Source organism: Micromonospora sp. CPCC 205561, assembly GCF_036906775.1.
GTDB lineage: Bacteria > Actinomycetota > Actinomycetes > Mycobacteriales > Micromonosporaceae > Micromonospora.
Genome location: NZ_JBAKHV010000051.1, coordinates 1 through 21061 on the forward strand (window position 1 = coordinate 1; position 21061 = coordinate 21061).

Genomic DNA, 21061 nt, shown 5'->3' on the forward strand with positions numbered 1-21061 from the left:
GCCGGCTCGCCGCCGGCCGGCTCGCCGCCGGCCGGCTCGCCGCCGGCCGGCTCGCCGCCGGCCGGCTCGCCGCCGGTGGGCGGACGGTGCGCGAGGCGTGGTGGTGACGTCACCGCGTCACGCTCCGGCCGGCACCCGGGCGTCGGTCACGCCGGGTGCCGGCCCGAGAGCCGGAAAGGCGGGCGTCCGGTGGTGGACGGATCAGCAGTCGCGCAGCTCGGGCGACTGGTTGAGCAGCTGACCCCGTACGGACACGAAGCGCCGGTAGGAATCGGAGCCGACCGCGGCGAGGCGGAAGGCGGCCACCCGGTGGCAGTTCTGGAACGCCAGCTTCACGCCGAAGTGCCGTTCGAGGCCGCCTCGGATCGCGTCGCTGGCCAGCGCCCGGAGCAGCTGTCCCCGCTCGGCCTCGGTGGCCGGAGGGATCGCGTTGTCGGCGAAGTCGTCGGTCGAGGCGTTCACCTCGGCGGCGACGCGGCTGACGGTCTGCCAGGCGTACGGCAGGGATTCGCGGACGCACGCGATGAAGTCCGCGTCGTCGACGGGCCCGCGTTCGGCGGCTTCGAGCAGGGCGGACGGGACGGTGAGAGACATGGTCCTCCTTACAGACAACGATCACGATTTTCATTTCGTAGCAGAGAGTGAGCACATCATGCCGCCCGGTGTCTCGTCAACGGTGCGGGAACGGAATCCCTCTCCCTGGGGAAACCCTGCCCGCCTGGAAGAAGACTCCGTCGGGCCGTGCCGGTTGACGCCCTCCCGGGCTGGACGCCCCTGCCCGGCGGCGTCCGGCGGCTACGCCGAGGGGTTCGCTGCCGGTCGTGACGCCCTCGCGACGTGGGGGCGACGGCCCCGCAGGTGCCGGAGAGTCGTACCGCCGGAGTCGCCCCGACCGCGTCCCCGCGCGGCCGGCGGCCACCCGCGGAGGGCCTCGACGCCCTGCGGACGCGCGAGGAGGAGCTGCTGGCCCGGTGCGACCGGCCGGCCGGGGGGCAGGCTGAGGCACGGGCTCACCGAAGGCGACAGGCCGGCGAGGCGCGCGGTTGCGCGACGCGGCGCTGGCCGTGCCGAAGAACCACGGGAGCGCGCCGACGACGGCGGTGGACCGGTCGAGGCGTGGCCCCGAGGGCTCGCCCCGCCCGGCGGGGCCGGCGGGCCGGCCCGGGCGAGCCGTCTCGTCAGGCGGGTACGGTCCCGTTGAGGTACGCGTTGATCTGGTCGATCTCCAGCGCGTTGAAGACCTCCGGCTGGTCCGCGGCCTGGTTCGAGTTGATGATCCGCTTGAAGAGGTTGTAGTGGGCCATCGACCGCAACCCGATGACGCGGTTGGGGGTGACCAGGTAACCCGTGCCGCCGGTGCTCCAGATCAGGTACATCAGGCCGTCCTTCGTGAGAATCGCGGGTGGGTGCGTGGTGGACCCGGCATGGGGGGCGCCGGCGAGGATCGACTCGGGGTCGACCAGTTGACCGCTCGGCCGGACGATCTCCAGATGCAGGTGCGGACCGGTCGAGCGGCCGGTCGAACCCACGTTTCCGATGTGCTGCCCGGCGGCGACCTGTGTACCCGTCCGCACCACGGGCGTTTCCCGCAGGTGGGCGTAGGTGCTGCGCCAACCGTCGGCGTGGGTCACCGTGGCGTTGTGGCCGAAACCGCTCGCGTTGTAGCCGACGCTGCTCACCGTGCCGGCCGCGATCGACCGGACCGGGTAGCCGAGGATCCCGGGGTAGCTGTAGTCGGTGCCGTTGTGCTGCCGGACCTGGCTGGTCATCGGATCGGAGCGCGGCCCGAACGACGACGTGATCGGCACCCACTTGTCGAAGGGCCGGTTCCATCGCGGCGTGGCGCCGTAGGCGGCTTCGGCGAGCCACGCCTCCGGGACGACGCCGACGGCGAGCGCGGCGGTGATCACGCCGAGCAGGTGCCGGCGGCCGATGCCGCCGGGCACGGTCGTCTCCCGCGTCTCGACCGGCCCCTCGGGTGGCGCGCTGGCGGCACCCGCCGCGTCGGGGTGCCGGGTGGCTGCGGGCTTCACCGGGCGAGCTGCTTGCACCGGGGCAACCGTCGCGGCACCCGAACGCCTGATCCGTGCACGGTTCCTCCTCCGGGTGCGGCCGCGACGGCCGGGCGCCGCCCCGACCACGGGACGGCGGCTTGATCATATCGACGGAATCCTGGCTGATCCAGAGGCGGACATGGATGTCCGTGCCGCCTGACCAGCCGCTGACGTACGGTGACGCGACGCGGTCGGCCGCCGTCACCCGTCCGGGGCGTGCGCGCGCGCCGGCACCGCGACCGGACACGTGATCGGATCGGACCGCAGCGGTCGGGCGGGGGAGAGGGCCCCTCGGGCAGGCTCGACGTCGAAGGAGGCCCCCATGATCTCGGCACTCAACCGGCTCGTCGACCTCGTCGAGGAGCACCTCGCCGAGGAACTCGACGTCAACGGACTGGCGAGGACGCTCGGCACGACCGAGTACCACCTCCGCCGGATGTTCTCGTCGTTGGCCGGCATGCCGCTGTCGGAGTACGTGCGCCGTCGCCGCATGACCGTCGCCGCCGCCGACGTCGTCCGTGGCGGGGACGATCTGCTGGGCATCGCCGTCCGGCACGGGTACGGCTCGACCGAGGCGTTCGGACGCGCGTTCCGGGCCGTGCACGGCGCCGGACCCGGTGACGTACGCCGCGACGGAGGCCCTCTTCGCACACAACCGCAGCTCAGGTTCCGCCTGACCGTCGAAGGGAGCACCCCCATGGACACCCGCATCGTCGACCGCCCCGCGTTCCGGCTCGTCGGACACGCAGCTCGGGTGCCGCTCATCCACCACGGCATCAACCCGCACATCCAGCAGCACATCGCCACGCTGCCGCGGGAGGAGCACGCCCGGCTGAAGGCCCTCGGCGACACCGAACCGGGTGGCCTGCTGCAGGTCTGCGACGACCTGGACCCCGACGGCACCGAGGGCAGCGAGCTGACCTACCTGCACGGGGTCGCCGTCTCCCCGGACGCGCCGGCGCCCGACGGCCTCGACGCCATCGAGGTGCCGGCGGGCAGGTGGGCGGTCTTCCGCACCTCCGGCCCGCACCCGCAGGCCCTCCAGACGACCTGGGCCGCGACCGCGACCGAGTGGTTCCCCTCCAACCCGTGGCGTCTGCGGCCGGGCCCCTCGATCGTCGCGGTCCTGGAACGCGCGGACGACTTCAGCACCGCCACCTGCGAGCTGTGGCTGCCCGTCGAACCGGCGTGACGTCCCCCGCGGGGGTGTCGCGTCAGCTGAGCTTGGAGCCGGGGGTGGCGGGGTTGCGGGCGCCGAGGAAGAAGATGCCGGGGTAGCCCCGGGTCTCGAACGCGCCGCTCGGGTTGCGGCGCAGGGTCGACTTCTCGATCGACATGGTGCCGCTGCGGTCGTTGCTGACGAAGAAGATCGCCCCGCCGCCCTCGTTCGCCCTGTTGCCGCTGATGACGGTGCCGGCGATCCGCACGCTGAACTCGTTGCCGTCGCAGTAGATCGCGCCGCCGCTGCCGCCGCCCGGCGTGCCGGGCTTGGCCGGGTTGGCGCCGCGGCCGACCGCCTCGTTGTGGCTGAACACGCTGTTCAGCACCACCCAGGAGACGCCGATGCTGCTCAGCGCGCCCCCGTTGGCGCAGGAGCCGCCCTGGCCGGTCGCGCCGCCGAAGGTGCTGCGTACCACGTACACCGGCTCGTTCTCGTGCTGGCTGAGCACCCTGATGGCCGCGCCGCCCAGGTCGGGGCCGGTGCGGTCGCAGCGGTTGCGCACGAAGCGTGAGTTGACCACCTTGAACCGCCCGCCACGGACGAAGATCGCCCCGCCGCCGCCCCCCTCGGCCCTGTCACCGGTGGAGTTGCCGTCGGCGAACGTCAGGTTCTGCACGGTGAGCTGAGGGTGGTCCTGGTTCTGGCAGTGCGAGGTGGTCCAGCCCTGGGCACCGTCGCAGGTGTTCATGTAGAGGATGCGGCGGCGCCCCTGACCGCTCAGCGTGACCTTGCCGCCGCCGTCCAGCACCACCCGGGGTCCCTTGTCGTTGCGCACCTTCGCGGTGGCCGTCATCTTGATCGTCACGGGGGCCGGCCCGCAGTCGAAGGTGATCAGACCGCCGGCCGCGACGGCCTTCACCACCGCCGCCGAGGTGCAGCTCGCCGGGGTGCCGGTACCGATCGTCCGGGTCGGCTTCGAGGTGTCCACCGGCCGCCCCTCGGCCGGTACGGCGGCACCGCCGTTCGGGTTGCCCGCCGCGAGCGTCCTGGCCGGCGGGGCGGTCGGCTTCGGGCTCGCGCCCGGGCCGCCGAGGCCGGAGCGGCCGGGGGTGACCCCCTGCCCACCGGCCGACGGCGCCCCCGGCGCGGTCGACGGGCCCGGCTGCCAGGCCACCGGGGCGGGATCGGCGGGGCCGCAGGCGGGCAGGGTCGCCGCGGCGACACCGAGGACGAGGAGGGCGACCAGCGAGGACGAGCGCATCGCCCGATGCTAGGAGCACCGAGGGCGTCGGAGCGAATCCGACGTGCCGGCACGCGGGCGTCGGGGAGCAGCCGCCCGGCACCCGACCGTACGGCTGCACAGCCGGGGCCGGCCGCGGACGAGCCCCGGTCGATCGCTGGTGGACCGACCGGGGCTCGTCCGGCGTAGCCGGATCAGGCGAGGTCGAACCGGTCGAGCTCCATGACCTTGGTCCAGGCGGTGACGAAGTCGGTGACGAACTTGTCGCGCGCGTCCTGGCTGGCGTAGACCTCGGCCAGGGCCCGCAGCTGCGAGTTGGAACCGAAGATGAGGTCCACCGCCGTGGCGGTCCACCTCACCTCGTCGGTGGCCAGGTCCCGGATCTCGTACACGTGCTCGTCGGACTCCGACGCCTTCCACCGGGTGCCCGGGGAGAGCAGGTTGGCGAAGAAGTCGTTGGTGAGCAGGCCGGGCCGGTCGGTGAGGACGCCGTGCCGGACGCCGCCGGCGTTGGCCCCGAGGGAGCGCAGACCGCCGACGAGGACGGTCATCTCGGGCGCGGTCAGGTTGAGCATGTAGGCACGGTCGAGGAGGAGCACCTCCGGCTGGGTCTTCTCGCCGGGACGCAGGTAGTTGCGGAACCCGTCGGCGCGCGGCTCCAGGACCCGGAAGGACTCGACGTCGGTCTGCTCCTCGGTGGCGTCGGTGCGGCCGGGGTGGAACGGCACCGTCACCTCGACGCCGGCGTCGCGCGCCGCCTTCTCGACGGCGGCCGAGCCGGCCAGCACGATCAGGTCCGCGAGCGAGATCTTCGCGCCCCCGGCCTCGTTGAACTCCCGCCGGATGCCCTCCAGGGCGTCCAGGACCGTCGCGAGCTGGGCGGGCTCGTTGACCTCCCAGCTGCGCTGCGGCTCGAGGCGGATCCGTGCGCCGTTGGCCCCGCCGCGCTTGTCGGTGGAGCGGTAGCTGGCGGCCGAGGCCCAGGCGGTGGAGACCAGCTGGGCGGTCGTGAGGCCGGACTCCAGGACCTTCGCCTTGAGGGCGGCGACGTCGGCGTCACCCACGAGCTCGTGGTCGACGGCCGGCACCGGGTCCTGCCACAGCTGGGCCTCGGGGACCCACGGCCCGAGGAAGCGGCTGACGGGGCCCATGTCGCGGTGCAGCAGCTTGTACCAGGCCTTGGCGAACGCCAGCGCGAACTCGTCGGGGTGCTCCAGGAAGCGGCGCGAGATCTTCTCGTACGCCGGGTCGACGCGCAGCGACAGGTCGGTCGTGAGCATCGTCGGCTTGTGCTTCTTCGCCGGGTCGTGGGCGTCCGGGATGATCGCCTCGGCGTCCTTGGCGACCCACTGCTTCGCGCCGCCGGGGCTCGTGGTGAGCTCCCACTCGTAGCCGAAGAGGATCTCGAAGAAGCGGTTGCTCCACTGGGTCGGCACGTCGGTCCACGTCACCTCGAGACCGCTGGTGATCGTGTCCCCGCCCTTGCCGCTGCCGTAGGTGCTCAGCCAGCCCAGGCCCTGCGCCTCCAGCGGGGCGCCCTCGGGCTCGGGACCCACGTGACCGTCGGCGACGCCGGCGCCGTGGGTCTTGCCGAAGGTGTGGCCACCGGCGATGAGGGCGACGGTCTCCTCGTCGTTCATCGCCATCCGGGCGAAGGTCTCGCGGATGAAGTGCGCCGCCGCGGCCGGGTCCGCGTTGCCGCGGGGGCCCTCCGGGTTGACGTAGATGAGCCCCATCTCGGTCGCCCCGACGCCGGGCGCCACCTCCTTCTCGGAGGCGTAGCGCTCGTCGCCGAGCCAGGTGTCCTCCGGACCCCAGAAGATCTCCTCGGGCTCCCAGACGTCCTCCCGGCCGAAGGCGAAGCCGAAGGTCTTGAAGCCCATCGACTCCAGGGCGACGTTGCCGGCGAGCACGAGCAGGTCGGCCCACGAGATCTTCTGGCCGTACTTCTGCTTGACCGGCCAGAGCAGCCGGCGGGCCTTGTCGAGGTTGGCGTTGTCCGGCCAGCTGTTGAGCGGGGCGAACCGCTGCCCGCCGTCGCCGGCGCCGCCGCGGCCGTCCTCGATGCGGTAGGTGCCCGCGGCGTGCCAGCTCATCCGGATCATCAGGCCGCCGTAGTGGCCGAAGTCCGCCGGCCACCAGTCCTGCGAGGTGGTGAGGACCTCGACGATGTCCCGCTTGAGGGCCTCGACGTCGAGCTTGGCGAACTCCCTGGCGTAGCTGAAGTCCGCTCCCAGCGGGTTGCCCTTGGCGGAGTGGGCGTGCAACACCGAGAGGTCGAGCTGGTTGGGCCACCAGTCCCGGTTGGTGCGCGGACGACCTCCGGTCTTCGGCGTCGGAGAGTCGATCGCCGGGTTCTCGCTCTCGCTGCCGTGCGCGGTGACGGAGTCGTGCGCGACCGGGCAGCCGGCCGCCGCCTTCTTGTCCACGCCCTGCGCGCTGGAGGGTGCGTTGTCCTGGGTGTCGCTCATCTACTTCCTTCCAACTGGCGGGTCACTGGGAGGTGCGTCGGTCGCGCAGTCGGGGCAGGTGCCCCAGTAGACGACCTCCGCCTCGTCGACCGAGAAGCCGTGGTCGTCGGAGGCGGTGAGACAGGGGGCACTGCCGACGGCGCAGTCGACGTCGGCGATCGCGCCGCAGGAGCGGCACACGACATGGTGGTGGTTGTCGCCCACCCGGGACTCGTACCGGGCGGTCGCGCCGGCGGGCTGGATGCGCCGCACCAGACCGGCGTCGGTGAGCGCCCGCAGCACGTCGTAGACCGCCTGGTGGGAGACCGTGGGCTGATCCGCCCGTACCAGCGCGATCACGGTGTCGGTGTCGACGTGCGGATGGTCGCGCAGCGCTGCGAGCACCGCCAACCGGGGCCGGGTCACGCGCAACGAGACCGCCCGCAGCTGGGTCTCGAAGTCGGACGTCACGCGATGAAATCTAGTCCACTCTTTTGGAATGAATCAAGTTTTGTTTCGGCTCGACCGTGCACCCCGGGCGCGGACCGGGCGGCGAAGCGGGACCACACCGGCAGGCCCGTCGCCTCCACCGAACGGGCTGGGGCCGGCGGAGGTGGCGCGCGCCTACCCGGAGGCGACAGCGACGACCCTGGGGGAGACGGTGGCGGCGCTGATCGACGGCTGAGCCGACGCGCCCTTTGGGGTTTCTTTGGCGTCGCCGTCCATCCTTCGGCACGTGATCCGATTCACCAGGTCAGCCGCCATCCTCCTGCTGAGCGCCGCGACGGTGGCGGGGTGCGCCCCCGGACCGGTCGCTCCGACCGGCGACGCCCACGCGCCAGCTCCGGCCGGCTCCTCCGCCGCCGAGGCGCCCGCCACGGCGCCCTCCTCGACGCCGACGGAACCGGCCGCCACGTACCCGGCCGCCAAGCCGCCGGCCGGCGGCCCGGCCGCCACCCCACCGACCGGCGGCCCGGCCACCGCCGAGCCGTCGCACCCGGCCGGCATCAAGTCCGGCGGACCGCGAATCGTCCACCTGCGCATCGCCCGGCAGCCGAAGTGCGCCGAGGGCACCGCCGTCTTCCGCGCCGACCCGGTGCCCCTGGTCATCGAGTGGAAGATCACCGGCGCGACCGGCGGAGCCCTGTCGGTGGACGACCCGACGAACACCCCTGGCACGTACGGCCCGGTGGATCTCGAAGGCTCGCAGGAGTTCCTCTTCTCCTGCACCGGCGAGGTCGGCAGCACCGAGACGCACACCTACGCGCTCTACACGGTCGGCGGCGGGCCCGTGGCGTCCGCAACCGTGAAGGCCTCGGCCAAGGTGCTCGACAAGGGCCTCGGCACCAGCTGACCCGCAAACCCCCACCGCTCCGAGGAGACCTCGTGAAGCACCGCCTCGTCGCCCTGGCCGCCCTCGTCGCCGTCTCCCTCACCGGAGGCTGCGGCCTGCCGGGAGTCCCCACAGGTGCCGCCCCGACGGCGGACGCCCCGGTCCAGCCGACCGCCACCGTCGCCCCGGGAGGCACCGCCGATCCGGACGCCCCGGCCGCCTCCCCGGGCGGGGCCGGGGACGGTGGCTCGGGGTCGGTGCGGGAGTCCGGCACCATCCCCGACCCATGCACCCTGCTCACCGAGGCGGAGGTGGTCGACCTGACCGGCCGCGACGTCACCCGCAAGGACGAGGACGGCGACGCCGGCGACGTCACCCGCTTCTGCCAGTGGCAGCAGGAGAGCGGCCAGCTCGCGATCTTCCTGAGCCGCACCACCGCCGCGGACTTCGGCGTCACCGTCGCCGCCGCCAAGCCGGTGGACGGGGTGGGCGAGGAAGCCTTCTGGCACTCCGGCCACCTATACGTCCTGCACGGCACGGTCCAGATCGACGTCTACTCCCGCGGTGGCTCGGACGCCGAGAACCTGGCCGATGCCCGGCAGGTCGCGAAGGTGCTCGTCTCCCGCGTCTGATCCCGTCGGCGGACGAAACGGGCACCGATCGCGGCGTCGCACCACACAGGACGGAGGGACGGGCGGCCGGGCGAGGCTGTGTGACACTCTGCGGGTGACGTCGCCTCCGCCGCCGAGCGAGCCCGGCCAGCCGACCTCCACGCCACCAGCGCTCGGGGCCCCACCACCGTTGTCGCCACCGCCGATGCCACCGCCAGCGATGCCGTCACCGCCACCGCCACCGCCGATGCCACCGCCAGCGATGCCGAAGCGCAACACGCCCCTGATCATCGGTGTGGTCGCCGCGGTGCTGGCGCTCTGCCTGCTCGGCGTCTGCGGGGTGGCACTGGGCGGGGTGGCCCTCTTCAGGGCCAGGGACGGCCAGCAGGGTCAGCCCGCGGCGCGACCCCTGCCCGGGCCGATCGGGACGACGAGGGAACTGCCGCGCGAGCCGGCGTACTCGCCGCCGCCCGTCCTTCCCACGACGGAGGCGGCTCCGCCCCCGCCGCCGGCGAGGATCGGGCAGTGCATCGTCGTCAGCGTGGCGGGCAGCTTCCAGGGCATCGGCAACTGCAACGGCAGCAGCGGCACCTACCGGGTCGTCTCGGTGGACTACTCCCGGGGGTCGTGTGCCGACCCCGGCTCGGCGTACCTCACCGAACGTGGCTATCGGCTCTGCCTGGAGCGTCATCTGGTGCGCCTGCGCTGCTACCGGTTTCCGACGGGCGACGGCTGGATCGTCGGGGCGCCGAAATGCAAGGCGAAGGGCACCGTCCACATCATCGACATCGTGCCCGGCGCCACCAACGGAAACAGCTGTACGCGGGACCAGAGATGGAACCGCTGGTACCGATTCACCAATCCCACCGTCGTCTATTGCGTCATGAAGTATTAGCGTCCGGACGAGCGGGGTCGTCCGCATCTCAACCGGCGCCGAAGCAGACGAAGGCGGCGGCCGTGGCGTGGGCGGCGCCGCCGGCACCGGCGGCGTCGAACGCGCGCTGGGCGTCGGCCAGCGCCACCGCCGGGGAGGCGCCGTCGCGCATCCGCCGGTGCAGGTCCAGCATCAGCGCGGTGGTCAGGTCGGCGGGGACCGGTAACACGGTGGCGATCAGGCTGCGGGCCCCGAGGGCCAGCAGCACGGCGGTGAAGCCCATCACCTCGTCGCCGGGGCGGACGCCGGAGAGGCCGGAGTCGCAGGCGGAGAGCACCACGCAGCCCGGCGGGCGGGTCAGCCGCTCCAGCTCGTACGCGGTCAACGGCCCGTCGGCCAGCTCCAGGGTGGAGAAGAGCGGGTTGTCGGCGCGGAAGGTGCCGTGGGCGGCGATGTGCGCCAGCCCGGTCCCGTTCAGCGCGTCGGTGACCGCGTCGGCGGTGGCGGCGCAGCCGGTGAGCGGGCGCGAGCCGGGCAGGACCGCGCCGAGCTGGCGTACCTCGGTCTCGGCGGCGGGCAGCCGGGGCCCGGCCACCAGCACCGGCGGGCCGGCCGGGGCGGTCCGACCGACGGCGCGCAGCCAGACCGTCGCCGACGGGGCCACCGTCACCGGCCGGCCGGCGCAGGTCGGCAGGCCCGACCAGGGTACGGCGTGCAGCGCGCCGATCGGGACGATCACCAGTGGCCGGTCGCCCAACAGCGGGCGTACCGGTCCGAAGAGCTGCCGGTCCAGCGCCGTGGCGGCGAACTCGACGCCGGCCCGGGTACCGGCCGAGTCGCCGGTGGTGACCAGCCGGCGCAGCCCGAACCGGTGCCGGCGGGCCCGCCCCACCGCCTCGTCGAGCGGCCCGAGGTCGTGCAGGCTGGTCCGGCCGTCACGGACCAGTACCGCCCGCAGCCGTGGCCCGTGCGCCACCAGCTCCAGCAGCACGGCGTCACCGAGCGCGGCGGCGAGGGCGCGCACCGCGGGCGGTGCCACCAGGCCGTTGCCGTCCACCGCCCGGACCCCGCCGTCCGCTCCCCGGGCCAGTTCCCGGATGCGCTGTTCGAGCCGCCCCTGGCTGCGCCGCAGCGCCTGCACCGGGTGCCCGGCGAGCAGCGCGTCCTCCAGCGCGGTGCTGACCATCCGCAGCTCGGCCAGGGCGGTGGAGAGCTCGGGGTCCCGCGGCGGCTGCACCGCGCGCATCCGCAGGGCGTTGGCCCGCCAGCGCTCCGCCCAGCCGAGCACCTGGGCGGGCGTGCCGGTGCGGACGGCGATGTCCAGCCCCTCGGCGGCCAGTTCCTGCCCGTACGCCCCGCTGTGTGCGCGTAGCTCCGTGGCGCCCAGGGAGGCCCGGTGGCCGTCGAGCACCGCCAGTCCCCGGCGCAGGGCCCGGGCCGCGCCCCGCAGGTCACCGTCGAGCCGGCGGCGCAGGGCGAGCGCGTACCACCCCTGGGCCCGGTGGGGCGCGGTGCCCCGGCGGTGCGCGCGGGCCGCCACCGCCAGCAGCTCGGCCGCCCGGACGGGCCGGCCCATCGCCTCGGCCAGCCGGGCGGCCTCGATCCGGGTGGTCAGCGCCGGCGAGGGCCAGCCGGTGGCGTCGAGCTGCTCGGCGGTACGCACCATCGCGGTGAGCAGGGCCGTCGACCGGGTGCCCCGGGAGAATTCGGCGCGTAGCTCGACGTGCCGGGCGAAGGCGGCCCAGGTGCGGCGTCCCTGGCGGCGGAAGCGGGCCCGGGACGAGGCGGCGGCCTCCGTGGCGGTGTCCAGGTCGCCGGCGAGCAGCGCCGCCCGCGCCCGGGCCAGCAGCGCCTCGGCCAGATCCGAGGCCATGCCCCGCCGCCGCAGCTCCGTCACGGCGCGGGTGGCCACCTCGACCGCCTCGTCGACCAGCGGCACCGAGAGCAGCAGCTCGAACCGGTCCAGCAGCAGCGCCGGGCGGGGCACCGACAGCCGGCGGTACTCGTCGTCGACCGTGGCGAAGCCGCGCAGCGCGCCCGCGACGTCGCCGCGCTGGCCGGCGGCGATGCCGATGTTCCAGCGGGCGTCGGCGGCGGCCAGGTCGAGCCCGAGCCGACTGAAGATGGCCGCGGAGCGGAACAGGTCGTCGTCGGCGTCCCGACTGGTGCCCCGGTGGGCGTTGAGCAGCCCGCGGTTGTTGCGTGCGCGCGCCTCCAGCAGCAGGTCGCCCTCGCGCTGGGCGATCTCCACCGCGATGCCGTAGTCGCGGACCGCCTCGTCGAAGCGCCCCCGGTAGTGCAGCACGACGCCCCGCTGCATCCTCGCCCGGCCGGCGTCGGCGCCGGTCAGCCGGGGCAGGGCCAGGGTGACCGCGCTCAGCGCCGCGCCGGTGCGTCCGGCGTTGGCCAGGACGTACCCGAGGCTCATCCGGGCCAGCGCCCTGACCCGGGGCGAGCCGGTGACGCGTACCGCCCGGCGCAGGTGGCGCAGCGCCCCGGGCAGGTCGTTGAGTTCCCGCAGGGCCAGCCCGATGGCGCGTTCGGCGGTGGACCGCTCGTCGGCGTCGGGGTGGCCGGCGGCGAGGACCCGCCGACCGATCGCGATCGCCTCGCGCGGGTAGCGCTGGACGGCGTCGAGTGCGGCCTGGGCCGTGACGGCACCGGAAACGGCGCTGTCGGCCATGCCGAGAAGAATCCCGCAGTCGGGCTCCCCGGTCAATCGCGTCGAGGTTCGTCGGACATGTCGCCTGAGCGACGATCAATTGACACGCGACTATCCTTTGAAATAATTGCCAGGTGCCTCGGAGAGCGCTTCCGTAGCTGCCCCCGGCCCGTCGCCGACCACGCATCTTCGACCGCCTGGAGGACCGGTGCCGTCTGACGAACCCTTCGCGTCGCGCCCGCCCGCCGGGATGTCCCGCCGGCGGCTGATGGCCTGGTCCGCCCTGGCCGCCGCGGCGCCGCTCGGTCTCGCCGGGCGGGGCGCACCGGCCGCCGCCGGCGAGTCGCCCGACGCCACCTACCAGCGAATCTTTCAGGAGGCCCTCTCCGCCGACCCCGACCTGCGCCGGTACGCCGTCGCCGGCCGGGAGTTCCTCTACCGGCCCCGGCAGCTGCTGGTGGCCCGCCCGGACGTGCAGCGGGTCATGGTCCGGCTGCGCGGCTACGGCCATCCGGCCACCGAGGGCCCCGGCTTCGGCGGTGTCGCCCGACTCCACTTCGCCGCCGAGACCGACGTCCCGTCGGTGGTGGCCAGGCTCCGCGACCCGCGGCAGTGGCCCGGGCAGGCGGCCCCCCTGGTCCAACCGCACCACGCCCTGCTCGGCTTCGGCAACATCATGGGCAACCCGGGCGGCCCGCCCCAGGTCGCCGGTGCCCTGCCGGCACCGGATCCGGCGCGCGCCGGCGAGGGCGCGGGGGTGACGGTGGGGATCTGCGACACCGGCATCTGGCGGCACGCCGGCGCCCACCACCCGCAGTGGCTGGGTGGCAGCTACCTCGCCGAGGTCGACGACGAGGACGCGGTCTACGTCGGCGCGGACGTGTTGGCGCTCCAGGGCGGCCACGGCACCTTCGTCGCCGGAGTGGTCCGGCAGGCCGCGCCGGGCGTACGTCTCGATCCCGAGGCCGCGCTGAACGCCACCGGCGTCGGCGACGAGGAGATGCTGGTCGCCGCGCTCGGCCGGCTCGGTCCGCAGGTGTCGGTCGTCAACCTCTCGCTGGGCTACTACACGCAGGACGACCAGCCCCCGCTGCCACTGGTCAACGCGCTGGCCGGGCTCCCCGACAGGGCCGTGGTGGCGTCGGCGGGCAACGCCGGCAGCAGCCGGCGGACCTGGCCGGCCGCCCTGGACCGGGTCGTGGCGGTCGGCGCGTTGAGCGCCGGGTCCGCCGGCCTCGCCCCGGCGCCGTACAGCAACCACGGGCCGTGGGTGGACGCCTGCGCCCTGGGGGACCGGAGCAGCACCTACGTCCGGGGCCGGCTCCAGCTGCCGGGCCAACCGACCCGGTACTTCGACGGCTTCGCCGCCTGGGCCGGCACCTCGTTCGCCACCGGCCACGTCGCCGGCCGGCTGGCCGCGCTGATGACCAGCGCCGGGCTCAGCGCCGAGGCGGCCCGGGCCGCGCTGGTCGCCGGCCCCCGCTGGCATCCCGACTACGGCGTACTCGTCGCATGAGGCCGGCATCGGCGCGCCGGGTCGTGTCCGGGTGAGCGAGCGGGCAACGGTCGGGCTGGTCGCCGCCGCCTCCTCCGGTGACGAATCGGCGTGGAGCGAGCTGGTCCGCCGCTACACCCCGCTGGTGGTCACGGTGATCCGGTCGTACGGACTCGACCGAGTGGACGCGGCGGACGTGAACCAGACCGTCTGGCTGCGGGTGGTGGAACAGCTGGGACGGCTGCGGGAGCCGGACGCCCTCCCCGCCTGGCTGATCACCACCACCCGGCGGGAGTGCTACCGGCTGCTCCGCCTCGGCCGGCGGACCCAGCCGTTCGACCCGTACGACGACTCGGCCGGCGGGCACGGCGGTGCCTTCCTGCTGGCGGATCCGGCCACCCCCGACGAGGACCTGCTGCGCGCCGAGCGGCGGCAGGCGCTGCGGGAGGCGTTCGCGCAGTTGCCTCCGCGCTGCCGGGAACTGCTCGCCCTGCTGGTGGCCGACCCGCCGGTCAGCTACCGCGAGGTCGGTGCGCGGCTGGGCATGCCGGTGGGCAGCGTCGGCCCGACCCAGGCCCGGTGCCTGAGCAAGCTGCGGAACTGCCCGACACTCGCCCCGTTCGTGGGGGCGCGCCCGGGTAACGACGGGAGCGGAGGTGACCGGGATGGAGCCGTGGCCGCCAGCCACTGACGAGGCCCTGCTGGCCGAGTTGCGGGCCGCCCTGCGGGAGCCGGACCCGGTGCCGGAGGAGTTCCTGACCGCGGCCCGGGCCGCGTTCGGTTGGCGCACCGTCGACGCCGAACTGGCGGTCGCCGAGCTGACCTTCGACTCGGCCTGCGACCCGGAGCCGGCCGGTCTCACCCGGTCCACCGGCTCGGCCCGCACGCTGACGTTCCGCACCGGACCGGTGGTGGTCGAGATCGAGGTGACCCCGACCGGCGTCGTCGGGCAGCTCTCGCCGGCCCGGGGCGGGCGGGTCACCGCCCGGACCTCCGCCGGCCCGTACGAGGAGGCGCCGGTGGACGCCGGGGGCTTCTTCTCGATGGGGGCACCGCCGGCCGGCCCGGTCCAGCTGCGCGCCCGCACCTTCGAGTACGCGGTGGCGACCGCCTGGGTCAGTCTGCGCTGAGCGGGGCACGGGGCGGGCCGCCGGTGCCGCCGTGGCCGGGGACCGGGATCGGCGGGCGGCCCGCCGGACAGCCGGAGACGGAGGTCGCGGGGCTCCGTCCGCGACCTCCGCCCATCCCCCTCCGGGACGGCTACCCGGCCCGCTGGGCCACCGTGACGTCGTACCGCACACCGCCGAGGTCGGCCCGGGCGGCGCCGGTGGTGTCCGGGCCGATCTGGGTCACGTTGACGGCGATCTTCTCCCGGGTCGGCACGGCGGCCGTGAAGTTGAGCGAGAAGGCGATCCGCTCACCCGGATTGAGCTCCAGGTTGTCCAGGCTGGCCTGGCCGACGTCGACGATCTCGATCTGGTTACGGCCCACCTCGCGGACACCCTTGCCGGCCTTGCCGCCGCGTACCCAGCGCTCGAACAGGGTCGGGCCGAGGTCGGCGACGAGCCGGCCACCGGCGGCCTGGAAGGCGGTCCCGGCCTGGTTGAACACCACGCTGCTGCGGGCCGGCCGGGTCAGCGTGTTGCCGATGGCGAAGGGCCGGGTCTGCGTCTGACCGCCGGCGGTCAGCGCCACCGAGTCGACGTTGCGCCAGGCGATGTTGTTGTTGTTGCGGGTGTTGACGCCGATGTCCGGCCCCTCGAACGTCATCGGGTCGTTCGCGGAGACCCAGCGGGCCAGCAGGCAGAAGTGTCCCGGGCCCGGCACGCCGTCCCACGGGATGGTCACCGAGGTGACGCCCGGGTAGACCGGCACCGCCATCGCCCCGATCTGCGTCCAGGCCCCCGGCCAGGCCGCCCCGCCGCCGGGCGTGGTCCGGTAGACGAAGATCGTGCCCTGCTCCATCACGCTGTCGCCGTACGGGCCGGGGTTGCGCAGCTTGATGAAGATGTAGTTCCGCTGACCGACGATCGGGTTCTGGCTGGTCGGGCACTCGATGGCGGTGTGGCAGACCTTGATGTCCGAGCTCTGCCAGAGCGGGTTGAGCGCGTGCGGCTCGAGCCCGACGTCGGCCGTCGTGTCCTGCATGTACACGTCGGCCGCGGCGGCGGTGCCGGCACCGCGGCTGCCTGCCGGGTCGCCCAGGGGCGCGGCACCGGCCGCGGTGACGGACAACAGCGTCGCCAGCGCCGCGCCGGTGAGCAGGGCGAGCGTCGAACGACGCGCTCTTCCCGCGAGTCTGGTGGACACATTTCCTCCCGAGGATGGGGAATCGCCGTCTGCCCCGAGGTGGTGGCGTGGGCGGGTGGACGTCCTTACGGAGCCCGATCGACGGGAGTAGATACACCTGCCGCGGACGGCTGATGTCAGATGGCGGGGATTGGCATCAAGCCGGCGAAAGTTCCGTAGCGGCGGGATGCGGGCCGCGCGGCGGCCTCCGCCGTACGTCGTGCTCCGGCGGCCGGCCGGCCCGGCGGCGCCCGCGCCCGGCCGACCGGCTCGCCCGGGGCTCTCCTCAGCCGAGGGGCGGTGGACTCCAGTCGGCGTAGCGGGCCATCGAGCGCAGCGCCAGCCGCGGCGGGGTGAGCCGCATGACGGTGTCGCGGGCCGCCACGGCGATCGGGTTCTCCAGCTGCTGGCCGAAGCGGCCGACCGCGCGGGACGCCCTCGCCACCCGCTGGCTGCGCGGGCGGCGCTGCCGGTCGTACGCCGCGAGCCCGTCCGGCCGGCCGGCGACGGAGGCGAGGACGACGGCGTCCTCGAGCGCCTGGTTGGCGCCCTGGCCGAGGTTGGGCGTCATCGGGTGCGCGGCGTCACCGACGAGGGCGACCCGGCCCTTGACGTACGTCGTCAGCGGTTCGTCCAGACACGCCAGGTCGTCCCGCAGGACCGTGCCGGTTGCGGCGACGAGTGCGGGGATCGGATCGTGCCAGTCGCCGAACCGGTCGCGGACCCGGGCGCGCTCGTCGCCGGCCGGCCCGCCGGGGGCGGCGTTGACGGCGGCGAACCAGTAGACGCGGCCGTCGACGAGCGGCACCATGCCGAACTCGGCGCCCCGGTCCCAGCTGATCGCGACGACGAGGTCGCCGTCCCAGGCCGGCGTGACCCCGCGCCACGCGGTCACGCCGATGTGCGTCGGGGCGGCGGCTTCCGGCCAGAGCAGCCCGCGCACGGTGCTGCGGATGCCGTCCGCGCCGACCACGAGATCGGCGCTCGCCCGGACCGGCCCGCCGGGGCCCTGGTAGGTCACGTGGCCGTCCGCGGTGACGGCGTGGATCTCGGCGCCGGTCACGACGACGTCGTGCGGCAGCGCGCCGAGCAGGATCTCGTGCAGGGCGGCGCGGTGCACGCCGATCGCGGGCGTGCCGAGTACGCGTGCCAGCTCGCCGGGCCCGACGCGGGCCAGCCACCGGCCGTCGGCCCTGCGGGTGCCGCCGGACGTGTCGGCGCGGCCCCGCTCCCGCACGGCCGCGCCGAGGCCCAGCGCGTCCAGGCAGCGCAGCCCGTTCGCCTGGAGGACCAGGCCCGCCCCGACCGGGCCGAAGGCGGCGACCCGTTCCAGCACGGTCACCCGCCAGCCCGCGCGGTGCAGGCCGAGAGCCGCGCTCAGCCCGCTGATGCCGGCCCCGACCACCACCGCGGTCCGCGTCATCCCGAATCCCTTCTACAACTGTAGAAGGCGATACTACAGCCGTAGAAGGGAGTGGCGACCCATGCCGACCGACCGGTTCGCGATCCTGACGGACGCCGCGATCGACGTGCTCGCCGAACTCGGCATGCGGGGCCTCACCCACCGCGCCGTCGACGCGCGGGCCGGGCTGCCGCAGGGCACCACGTCCGCGTACTTCCGGACCCGCCGGGCGCTCATCGAAGCGGTGGTGCGCCGCCTCGCCGACCTCGACCGGGCGGACCTGGAGGCGAGCCGGCTGCCGGCCCCGGTCGGCGCCCCGGCGGACGACATCGCCGCGGTGGCCAGCGGCATCGCCGCTCTCCTCGACAGCTGGATGAGCACCGCGCGAAACCGCACCCTGGCGCGCTACGCCTGCCTGCTGGAGGCCACCCACCGCCCGGAACTACGGACGATCCTCGTGCACGGCGACGCGTCGCGCGCGCAGGCCAGGGCGATGCTGGCGGCCGCCGGGGCCCGAGATCCGGAGCGGGCCGGCGACCATCTCGTCGCCTGCGTCGACGGCCTGCTGTTCGACCGGCTGGCCGGGGCCGGCGCCCGCACCGCGCCACCCCCCGGAACGGCCGCGAACCGGGCGGACCTGGCCGTCGCGATCACGATGCTGCTGCGGGCGTTCGCGGGTGGACACCCCGAGACGGAACGCCTCGGCGGGTGACCCCCGGACGCCCTCGCGCCCGTGGTGCAGCCCCGCGGGCCGCACCTGGTGCCGACGGTGCCCATCGACCAGAATCGAGGCCGTCACCGTCCACGTTCGAGAGGACACGAGTGAAACGCCGACTTCTGCACGCACTGACGGTCGCGGCCGTCGTTCTCCCCGGTTCGGCCGTGGCGGCCGCGCCGGCCTCGGCGAGCGACGCCTGGGGCATCGTCTGCAACGTCCGGGAGAACACCTGGCTGCGCGCCGCACCGCACAGCCACGTGCTGCTCACCCTCACCGCCGGGCGCGGATTCCGCTGGCACGGCCAGGTCTGGGGCATCGACGACGACGTCTGGATCTACGGCCACGGCGCCGAACACCCGTCCGTGGACGGCTGGGTGCCCGCCCGCAACACCACCTGCTGAACCGGAACCTCCGCCGGGACGGCCGCGCGGCGTCGACCTGGACGAGGCCGGCGCCGCGGCGGCGTTCCGCCCCGTGCCGGTACGGGCCGGCCCGCGACTGACGACCGGGGTCCGTCGGCGTGCCGTACCGGTGTGCTGGTGCGCTGGCCCCCGTTCGTCAGACTGGTGACCGTGCAGACACTCGCGGTCCGTGGCCTGACCCGCCGGTTCGGGGAACTGGTCGTCCTCGACGACGTGACGTTCTCCCTCGACGCGGGCCGGATCGTCGCCGTCGTCGGACCGAACGGTTGCGGCAAGACCACCCTGCTGCGCTGCGTCGTCGGCGCGGACCGGCCCGACGGGGGGGAGGTCCTGCTGGACGGGAAGCGGTGCCACGAGACGAACCCCGGCTTCCGGGCGACGGTGGCCGCGGCCCTCGACGACATCGACTTCTTTCCGGACCTTTCGGTCGTCGAGCACCTGGAGTTGCTGGCCCACGCGCACGGCGGCCCCGTGGAACCGGTGGCGGAGGTGCTCGCCGAGCTCGGTCTCGAAAGCGTGCGGGACCAGCTCCCCGTGACCCTGTCGAGTGGCCAGCGCCGGCGGCTCGCTCTCGCGTCCTGCTTCGTCCGCCCCCGGGGCCTGCTCGTCCTCGACGAACCCGAGCAGCGGCTCGACGCCCGGGGCCGCGCCTGGCTCGCGGAACGGTTGCTGCGGGAGAAGGCCGCCGGGACGGCGGTCCTGATGGCCTCGCACGACGCCGAGCTCATCGACCGGGTCGCCGACCACCGCGTCGAGATCGGGGGCTGACCCGGTGGTGGCGACGACCACGCGACCGGCGACCGCCCCGACCGCGAGGCAGGTGCGGGCCCGGCTGCGCCGGTCCCGCCGCCGGCACCACTCGGGCTCGCTCGGCGACACCCTCACCGACGTCTACGTGGTCGTCCTCTTCGTCGGGATGTACGGCTGGTTCGCGGTCGACGGGCTGCGCGGGCACCTCGGCTCGGCGCCGCCCGCGCGGGGCGACACCACGGACCGCTACTGGGTCGCCGTCGCCCTCGTGCTGGCCGGTGCCGGCTTCGTCTGGCGGGCCCTGCGGGTGGTGGGCCCGCTCCTGGTGACGCCCGCGTTCCAGGCGTGGGTGGTCAGCTCGCCGCTGGACCGCCGGGCCTGGCTGCTGCCCCGCTTCGGCTGGCTGCTGCTCGGCGCGTCCGCCGGCGCCGGTCTGCTCGGCCTGGCGGCGGCCTTCACCGGCGGTTCCGACGGCACCGCCGAGCTGGGTTGGGCGGCCCTGGCGGGGGCGGCCTGCGGCGCGGCGGTCGTCTCGCTGAGCGTCACCGCCCAGGCGGCACGGCGCGAGCCGCGCTGGGCCGGGCCGCTCGGCGCCGGCCTGGTCGCCTCCGGCGTACTGCTGTCGCTGCTCGTCGTCCTCGGGCACGCCATCGGCTTCTCGCTGCCCCGACCGCCGGTGTCGTTGACCGTCCTGGTGGGGCTGCTGGCGCCGCCGGTCGCGGTGCTGGTGGCGGCGCGGGCCTGGCGGCGCCTCGGCGCGGTCGACCGGGCGGCGCTCACGACCGGGACCCAGTTCGCCGACGCCGCCGCACACCTGGCCGTGCTGCTCGACCCGAGCATGCTGGCGGCCCTGGTGGAGAGCCGGCGCTGGCGCTCCATCGGCCGGGTGCGCAGCCGCCCTTTCCGCGCCGGCGGACGGTTCGCGGTGCTGGTACGGGCCGACGTCCGCCGCACGTTCCGGCATCCCGGCGCGGTCGCCGGGTGGGCCGCGCTGCTGTTGGTGACGTACGCCGTCGCGGTGGCCGTGCCGTCGGTCGTGGACGTCGCGTTCGTGGTCCTGGCGTACCTGGCCACCAAGCGACTGACCGGCGGGCTGCGCACGGTCAGCCGCTCGCCGGGCCTGCGCCGTTCGCTCGGCGGGCACGAGGCGGTCCTGCGCCTGGCACACGTCGTCGTCCCGACGCTCGGGGCGGTGGTCTGGTACCTCGCCGCGCTGCCGGGGGTGCGGCCCGGGGGCGGTGCGATCGACCTGCTGCTCCTGCCGGGTGTGGTGGCGGCGGCCTGCTGGGACGCCACCCGTGCACCCCTGCGTCCGGGCGGCCTCGTCGTCGTGGCGCCGTTCACCATGATCCCGATCGATCTGCTGCGTCAGGTGCTGCGCGGGCCCGACCTCGTGGCCGTGCTCCTCCTCGTCCAGTGGCTCCTCCGGTGACCCGTCGGGCGTCCGCGCGGGCGGGCGGTGGCCGCCGGCACGGTGGCGGCTCGCCGTAGCGGGAAATCCCCGCGCCTGAGCGCGTGACCGGCTCGGCGCCGACCGACGGCCGTCAGGCGCGAGCCCGCGCGCGATGCATTGCAGTTGCATCGTAAAGGGGCTACCGT

19 protein-coding genes are annotated in these 21061 nt (G+C 74.7%); 11 read left to right on the top strand and 8 right to left on the bottom strand.

All coding sequences use genetic code 11. The features are described 5' to 3' along the window. Window positions 1-201: 201 nt before the first annotated feature. The gene (locus tag V6V16_RS22460; RefSeq protein ID WP_334565014.1) at window positions 202-594 is read right to left on the bottom strand and encodes an SCO5389 family protein; all 393 of its coding nucleotides are present in this window, start codon (window positions 592-594) and stop codon (window positions 202-204) included. Window positions 595-1178: 584 nt separating this feature from the next. Next, window positions 1179-2033 carry a M23 family metallopeptidase gene (locus tag V6V16_RS22465; protein ID WP_334565016.1) on the bottom strand — a complete coding sequence of 285 codons (855 nt, stop codon included), beginning with the start codon at window positions 2031-2033 and terminating at the stop codon, window positions 1179-1181. Between the two features lie 343 nt (window positions 2034-2376). On the opposite strand from V6V16_RS22465, the gene V6V16_RS22470 reads away from it, so the two are divergent. Then, entirely contained in the window at window positions 2377-3246 is an 870-nt protein-coding gene (locus tag V6V16_RS22470) for an AraC family transcriptional regulator (protein WP_334565018.1), read from the top strand. A gap of 22 nt (window positions 3247-3268) precedes the next feature. Here V6V16_RS22470 and V6V16_RS22475 read toward each other — a convergent pair whose 3' ends face one another. The 3 genes from V6V16_RS22475 to V6V16_RS22485 all read right to left on the bottom strand — a co-directional run bounded on the left by V6V16_RS22475 (window position 3269) and on the right by V6V16_RS22485 (window position 7377). Continuing rightward, window positions 3269-4477, bottom strand: a complete 1209-nt coding sequence (locus V6V16_RS22475) for a hypothetical protein (protein WP_334565020.1) — start codon at window positions 4475-4477, stop codon at window positions 3269-3271. Between the two features lie 173 nt (window positions 4478-4650). Beyond that, complete coding sequence (gene katG, locus V6V16_RS22480) at window positions 4651-6927, bottom strand: catalase/peroxidase HPI (protein WP_334565022.1); 2277 nt, start codon at window positions 6925-6927, stop codon at window positions 4651-4653. Next, the gene (locus V6V16_RS22485) at window positions 6928-7377 is read right to left on the bottom strand and encodes a Fur family transcriptional regulator (protein ID WP_334565024.1); all 450 of its coding nucleotides are present in this window, start codon (window positions 7375-7377) and stop codon (window positions 6928-6930) included. Between the two features lie 265 nt (window positions 7378-7642). Here V6V16_RS22485 and V6V16_RS22490 point away from each other — a divergent pair, with 265 nt between their 5' ends. The 3 genes from V6V16_RS22490 (at window position 7643) to V6V16_RS22500 (ending at window position 9745) form a co-directional block, all read left to right on the top strand. Continuing rightward, window positions 7643-8260, top strand: a complete 618-nt coding sequence (locus tag V6V16_RS22490) for a hypothetical protein (protein WP_334565025.1) — start codon at window positions 7643-7645, stop codon at window positions 8258-8260. Between the two features lie 32 nt (window positions 8261-8292). Continuing rightward, on the top strand, window positions 8293-8871 hold the full coding sequence (locus tag V6V16_RS22495; protein ID WP_334565026.1) for a hypothetical protein: 579 nt from the start codon (window positions 8293-8295) through the stop codon (window positions 8869-8871). A 241-nt stretch (window positions 8872-9112) separates the two neighbouring features. Beyond that, complete coding sequence (locus V6V16_RS22500) at window positions 9113-9745, top strand: hypothetical protein (protein ID WP_334565028.1); 633 nt, start codon at window positions 9113-9115, stop codon at window positions 9743-9745. A 28-nt stretch (window positions 9746-9773) separates the two neighbouring features. Here V6V16_RS22500 and V6V16_RS22505 read toward each other — a convergent pair whose 3' ends face one another. Then, the gene (locus V6V16_RS22505; RefSeq protein ID WP_334565030.1) at window positions 9774-12407 is read right to left on the bottom strand and encodes a CHAT domain-containing protein; all 2634 of its coding nucleotides are present in this window, start codon (window positions 12405-12407) and stop codon (window positions 9774-9776) included. 187 nt (window positions 12408-12594) lie between these two features. On the opposite strand from V6V16_RS22505, the gene V6V16_RS22510 reads away from it, so the two are divergent. The 3 genes from V6V16_RS22510 to V6V16_RS22520 are packed head-to-tail and all read left to right on the top strand — an operon-like array spanning window position 12595 to window position 15011. Continuing rightward, window positions 12595-13902, top strand: coding sequence for a S8 family peptidase (locus tag V6V16_RS22510; RefSeq protein ID WP_334565031.1), 1308 nt, complete (start codon window positions 12595-12597; stop codon window positions 13900-13902). Window positions 13903-13933: 31 nt separating this feature from the next. Next, a complete protein-coding gene (locus tag V6V16_RS22515; protein WP_334565033.1) occupies window positions 13934-14572 on the top strand; it encodes an RNA polymerase sigma factor in 639 nt (212 codons plus the stop codon). Next, entirely contained in the window at window positions 14547-15011 is a 465-nt protein-coding gene (locus tag V6V16_RS22520; protein WP_334565035.1) for a hypothetical protein, read from the top strand. Before V6V16_RS22515 ends, V6V16_RS22520 begins: the two co-directional genes overlap by 26 nt. A gap of 130 nt (window positions 15012-15141) precedes the next feature. Here the strand turns inward: V6V16_RS22520 and V6V16_RS22525 are convergent, their stop codons facing one another. Both V6V16_RS22525 and V6V16_RS22530 read right to left on the bottom strand, forming a co-directional pair. Beyond that, window positions 15142-16191 carry a hypothetical protein gene (locus V6V16_RS22525; RefSeq protein WP_334565037.1) on the bottom strand — a complete coding sequence of 350 codons (1050 nt, stop codon included), beginning with the start codon at window positions 16189-16191 and terminating at the stop codon, window positions 15142-15144. A 265-nt stretch (window positions 16192-16456) separates the two neighbouring features. Then, on the bottom strand, window positions 16457-17593 hold the full coding sequence (locus V6V16_RS22530) for an FAD-dependent monooxygenase (RefSeq protein WP_334565038.1): 1137 nt from the start codon (window positions 17591-17593) through the stop codon (window positions 16457-16459). A 61-nt stretch (window positions 17594-17654) separates the two neighbouring features. Here V6V16_RS22530 and V6V16_RS22535 point away from each other — a divergent pair, with 61 nt between their 5' ends. The 4 genes from V6V16_RS22535 (at window position 17655) to V6V16_RS22550 (ending at window position 20894) form a co-directional block, all read left to right on the top strand. Then, window positions 17655-18284 carry a TetR/AcrR family transcriptional regulator gene (locus tag V6V16_RS22535; protein ID WP_334565040.1) on the top strand — a complete coding sequence of 210 codons (630 nt, stop codon included), beginning with the start codon at window positions 17655-17657 and terminating at the stop codon, window positions 18282-18284. 110 nt (window positions 18285-18394) lie between these two features. Continuing rightward, entirely contained in the window at window positions 18395-18691 is a 297-nt protein-coding gene (locus V6V16_RS22540) for a hypothetical protein (protein WP_334565042.1), read from the top strand. 171 nt (window positions 18692-18862) lie between these two features. Further along, window positions 18863-19480 carry an ABC transporter ATP-binding protein gene (locus tag V6V16_RS22545; protein WP_334565044.1) on the top strand — a complete coding sequence of 206 codons (618 nt, stop codon included), beginning with the start codon at window positions 18863-18865 and terminating at the stop codon, window positions 19478-19480. A 7-nt stretch (window positions 19481-19487) separates the two neighbouring features. Beyond that, a complete protein-coding gene (locus V6V16_RS22550; RefSeq protein WP_334565046.1) occupies window positions 19488-20894 on the top strand; it encodes a DUF6297 family protein in 1407 nt (468 codons plus the stop codon). Window positions 20895-21061: the final 167 nt, after the last annotated feature.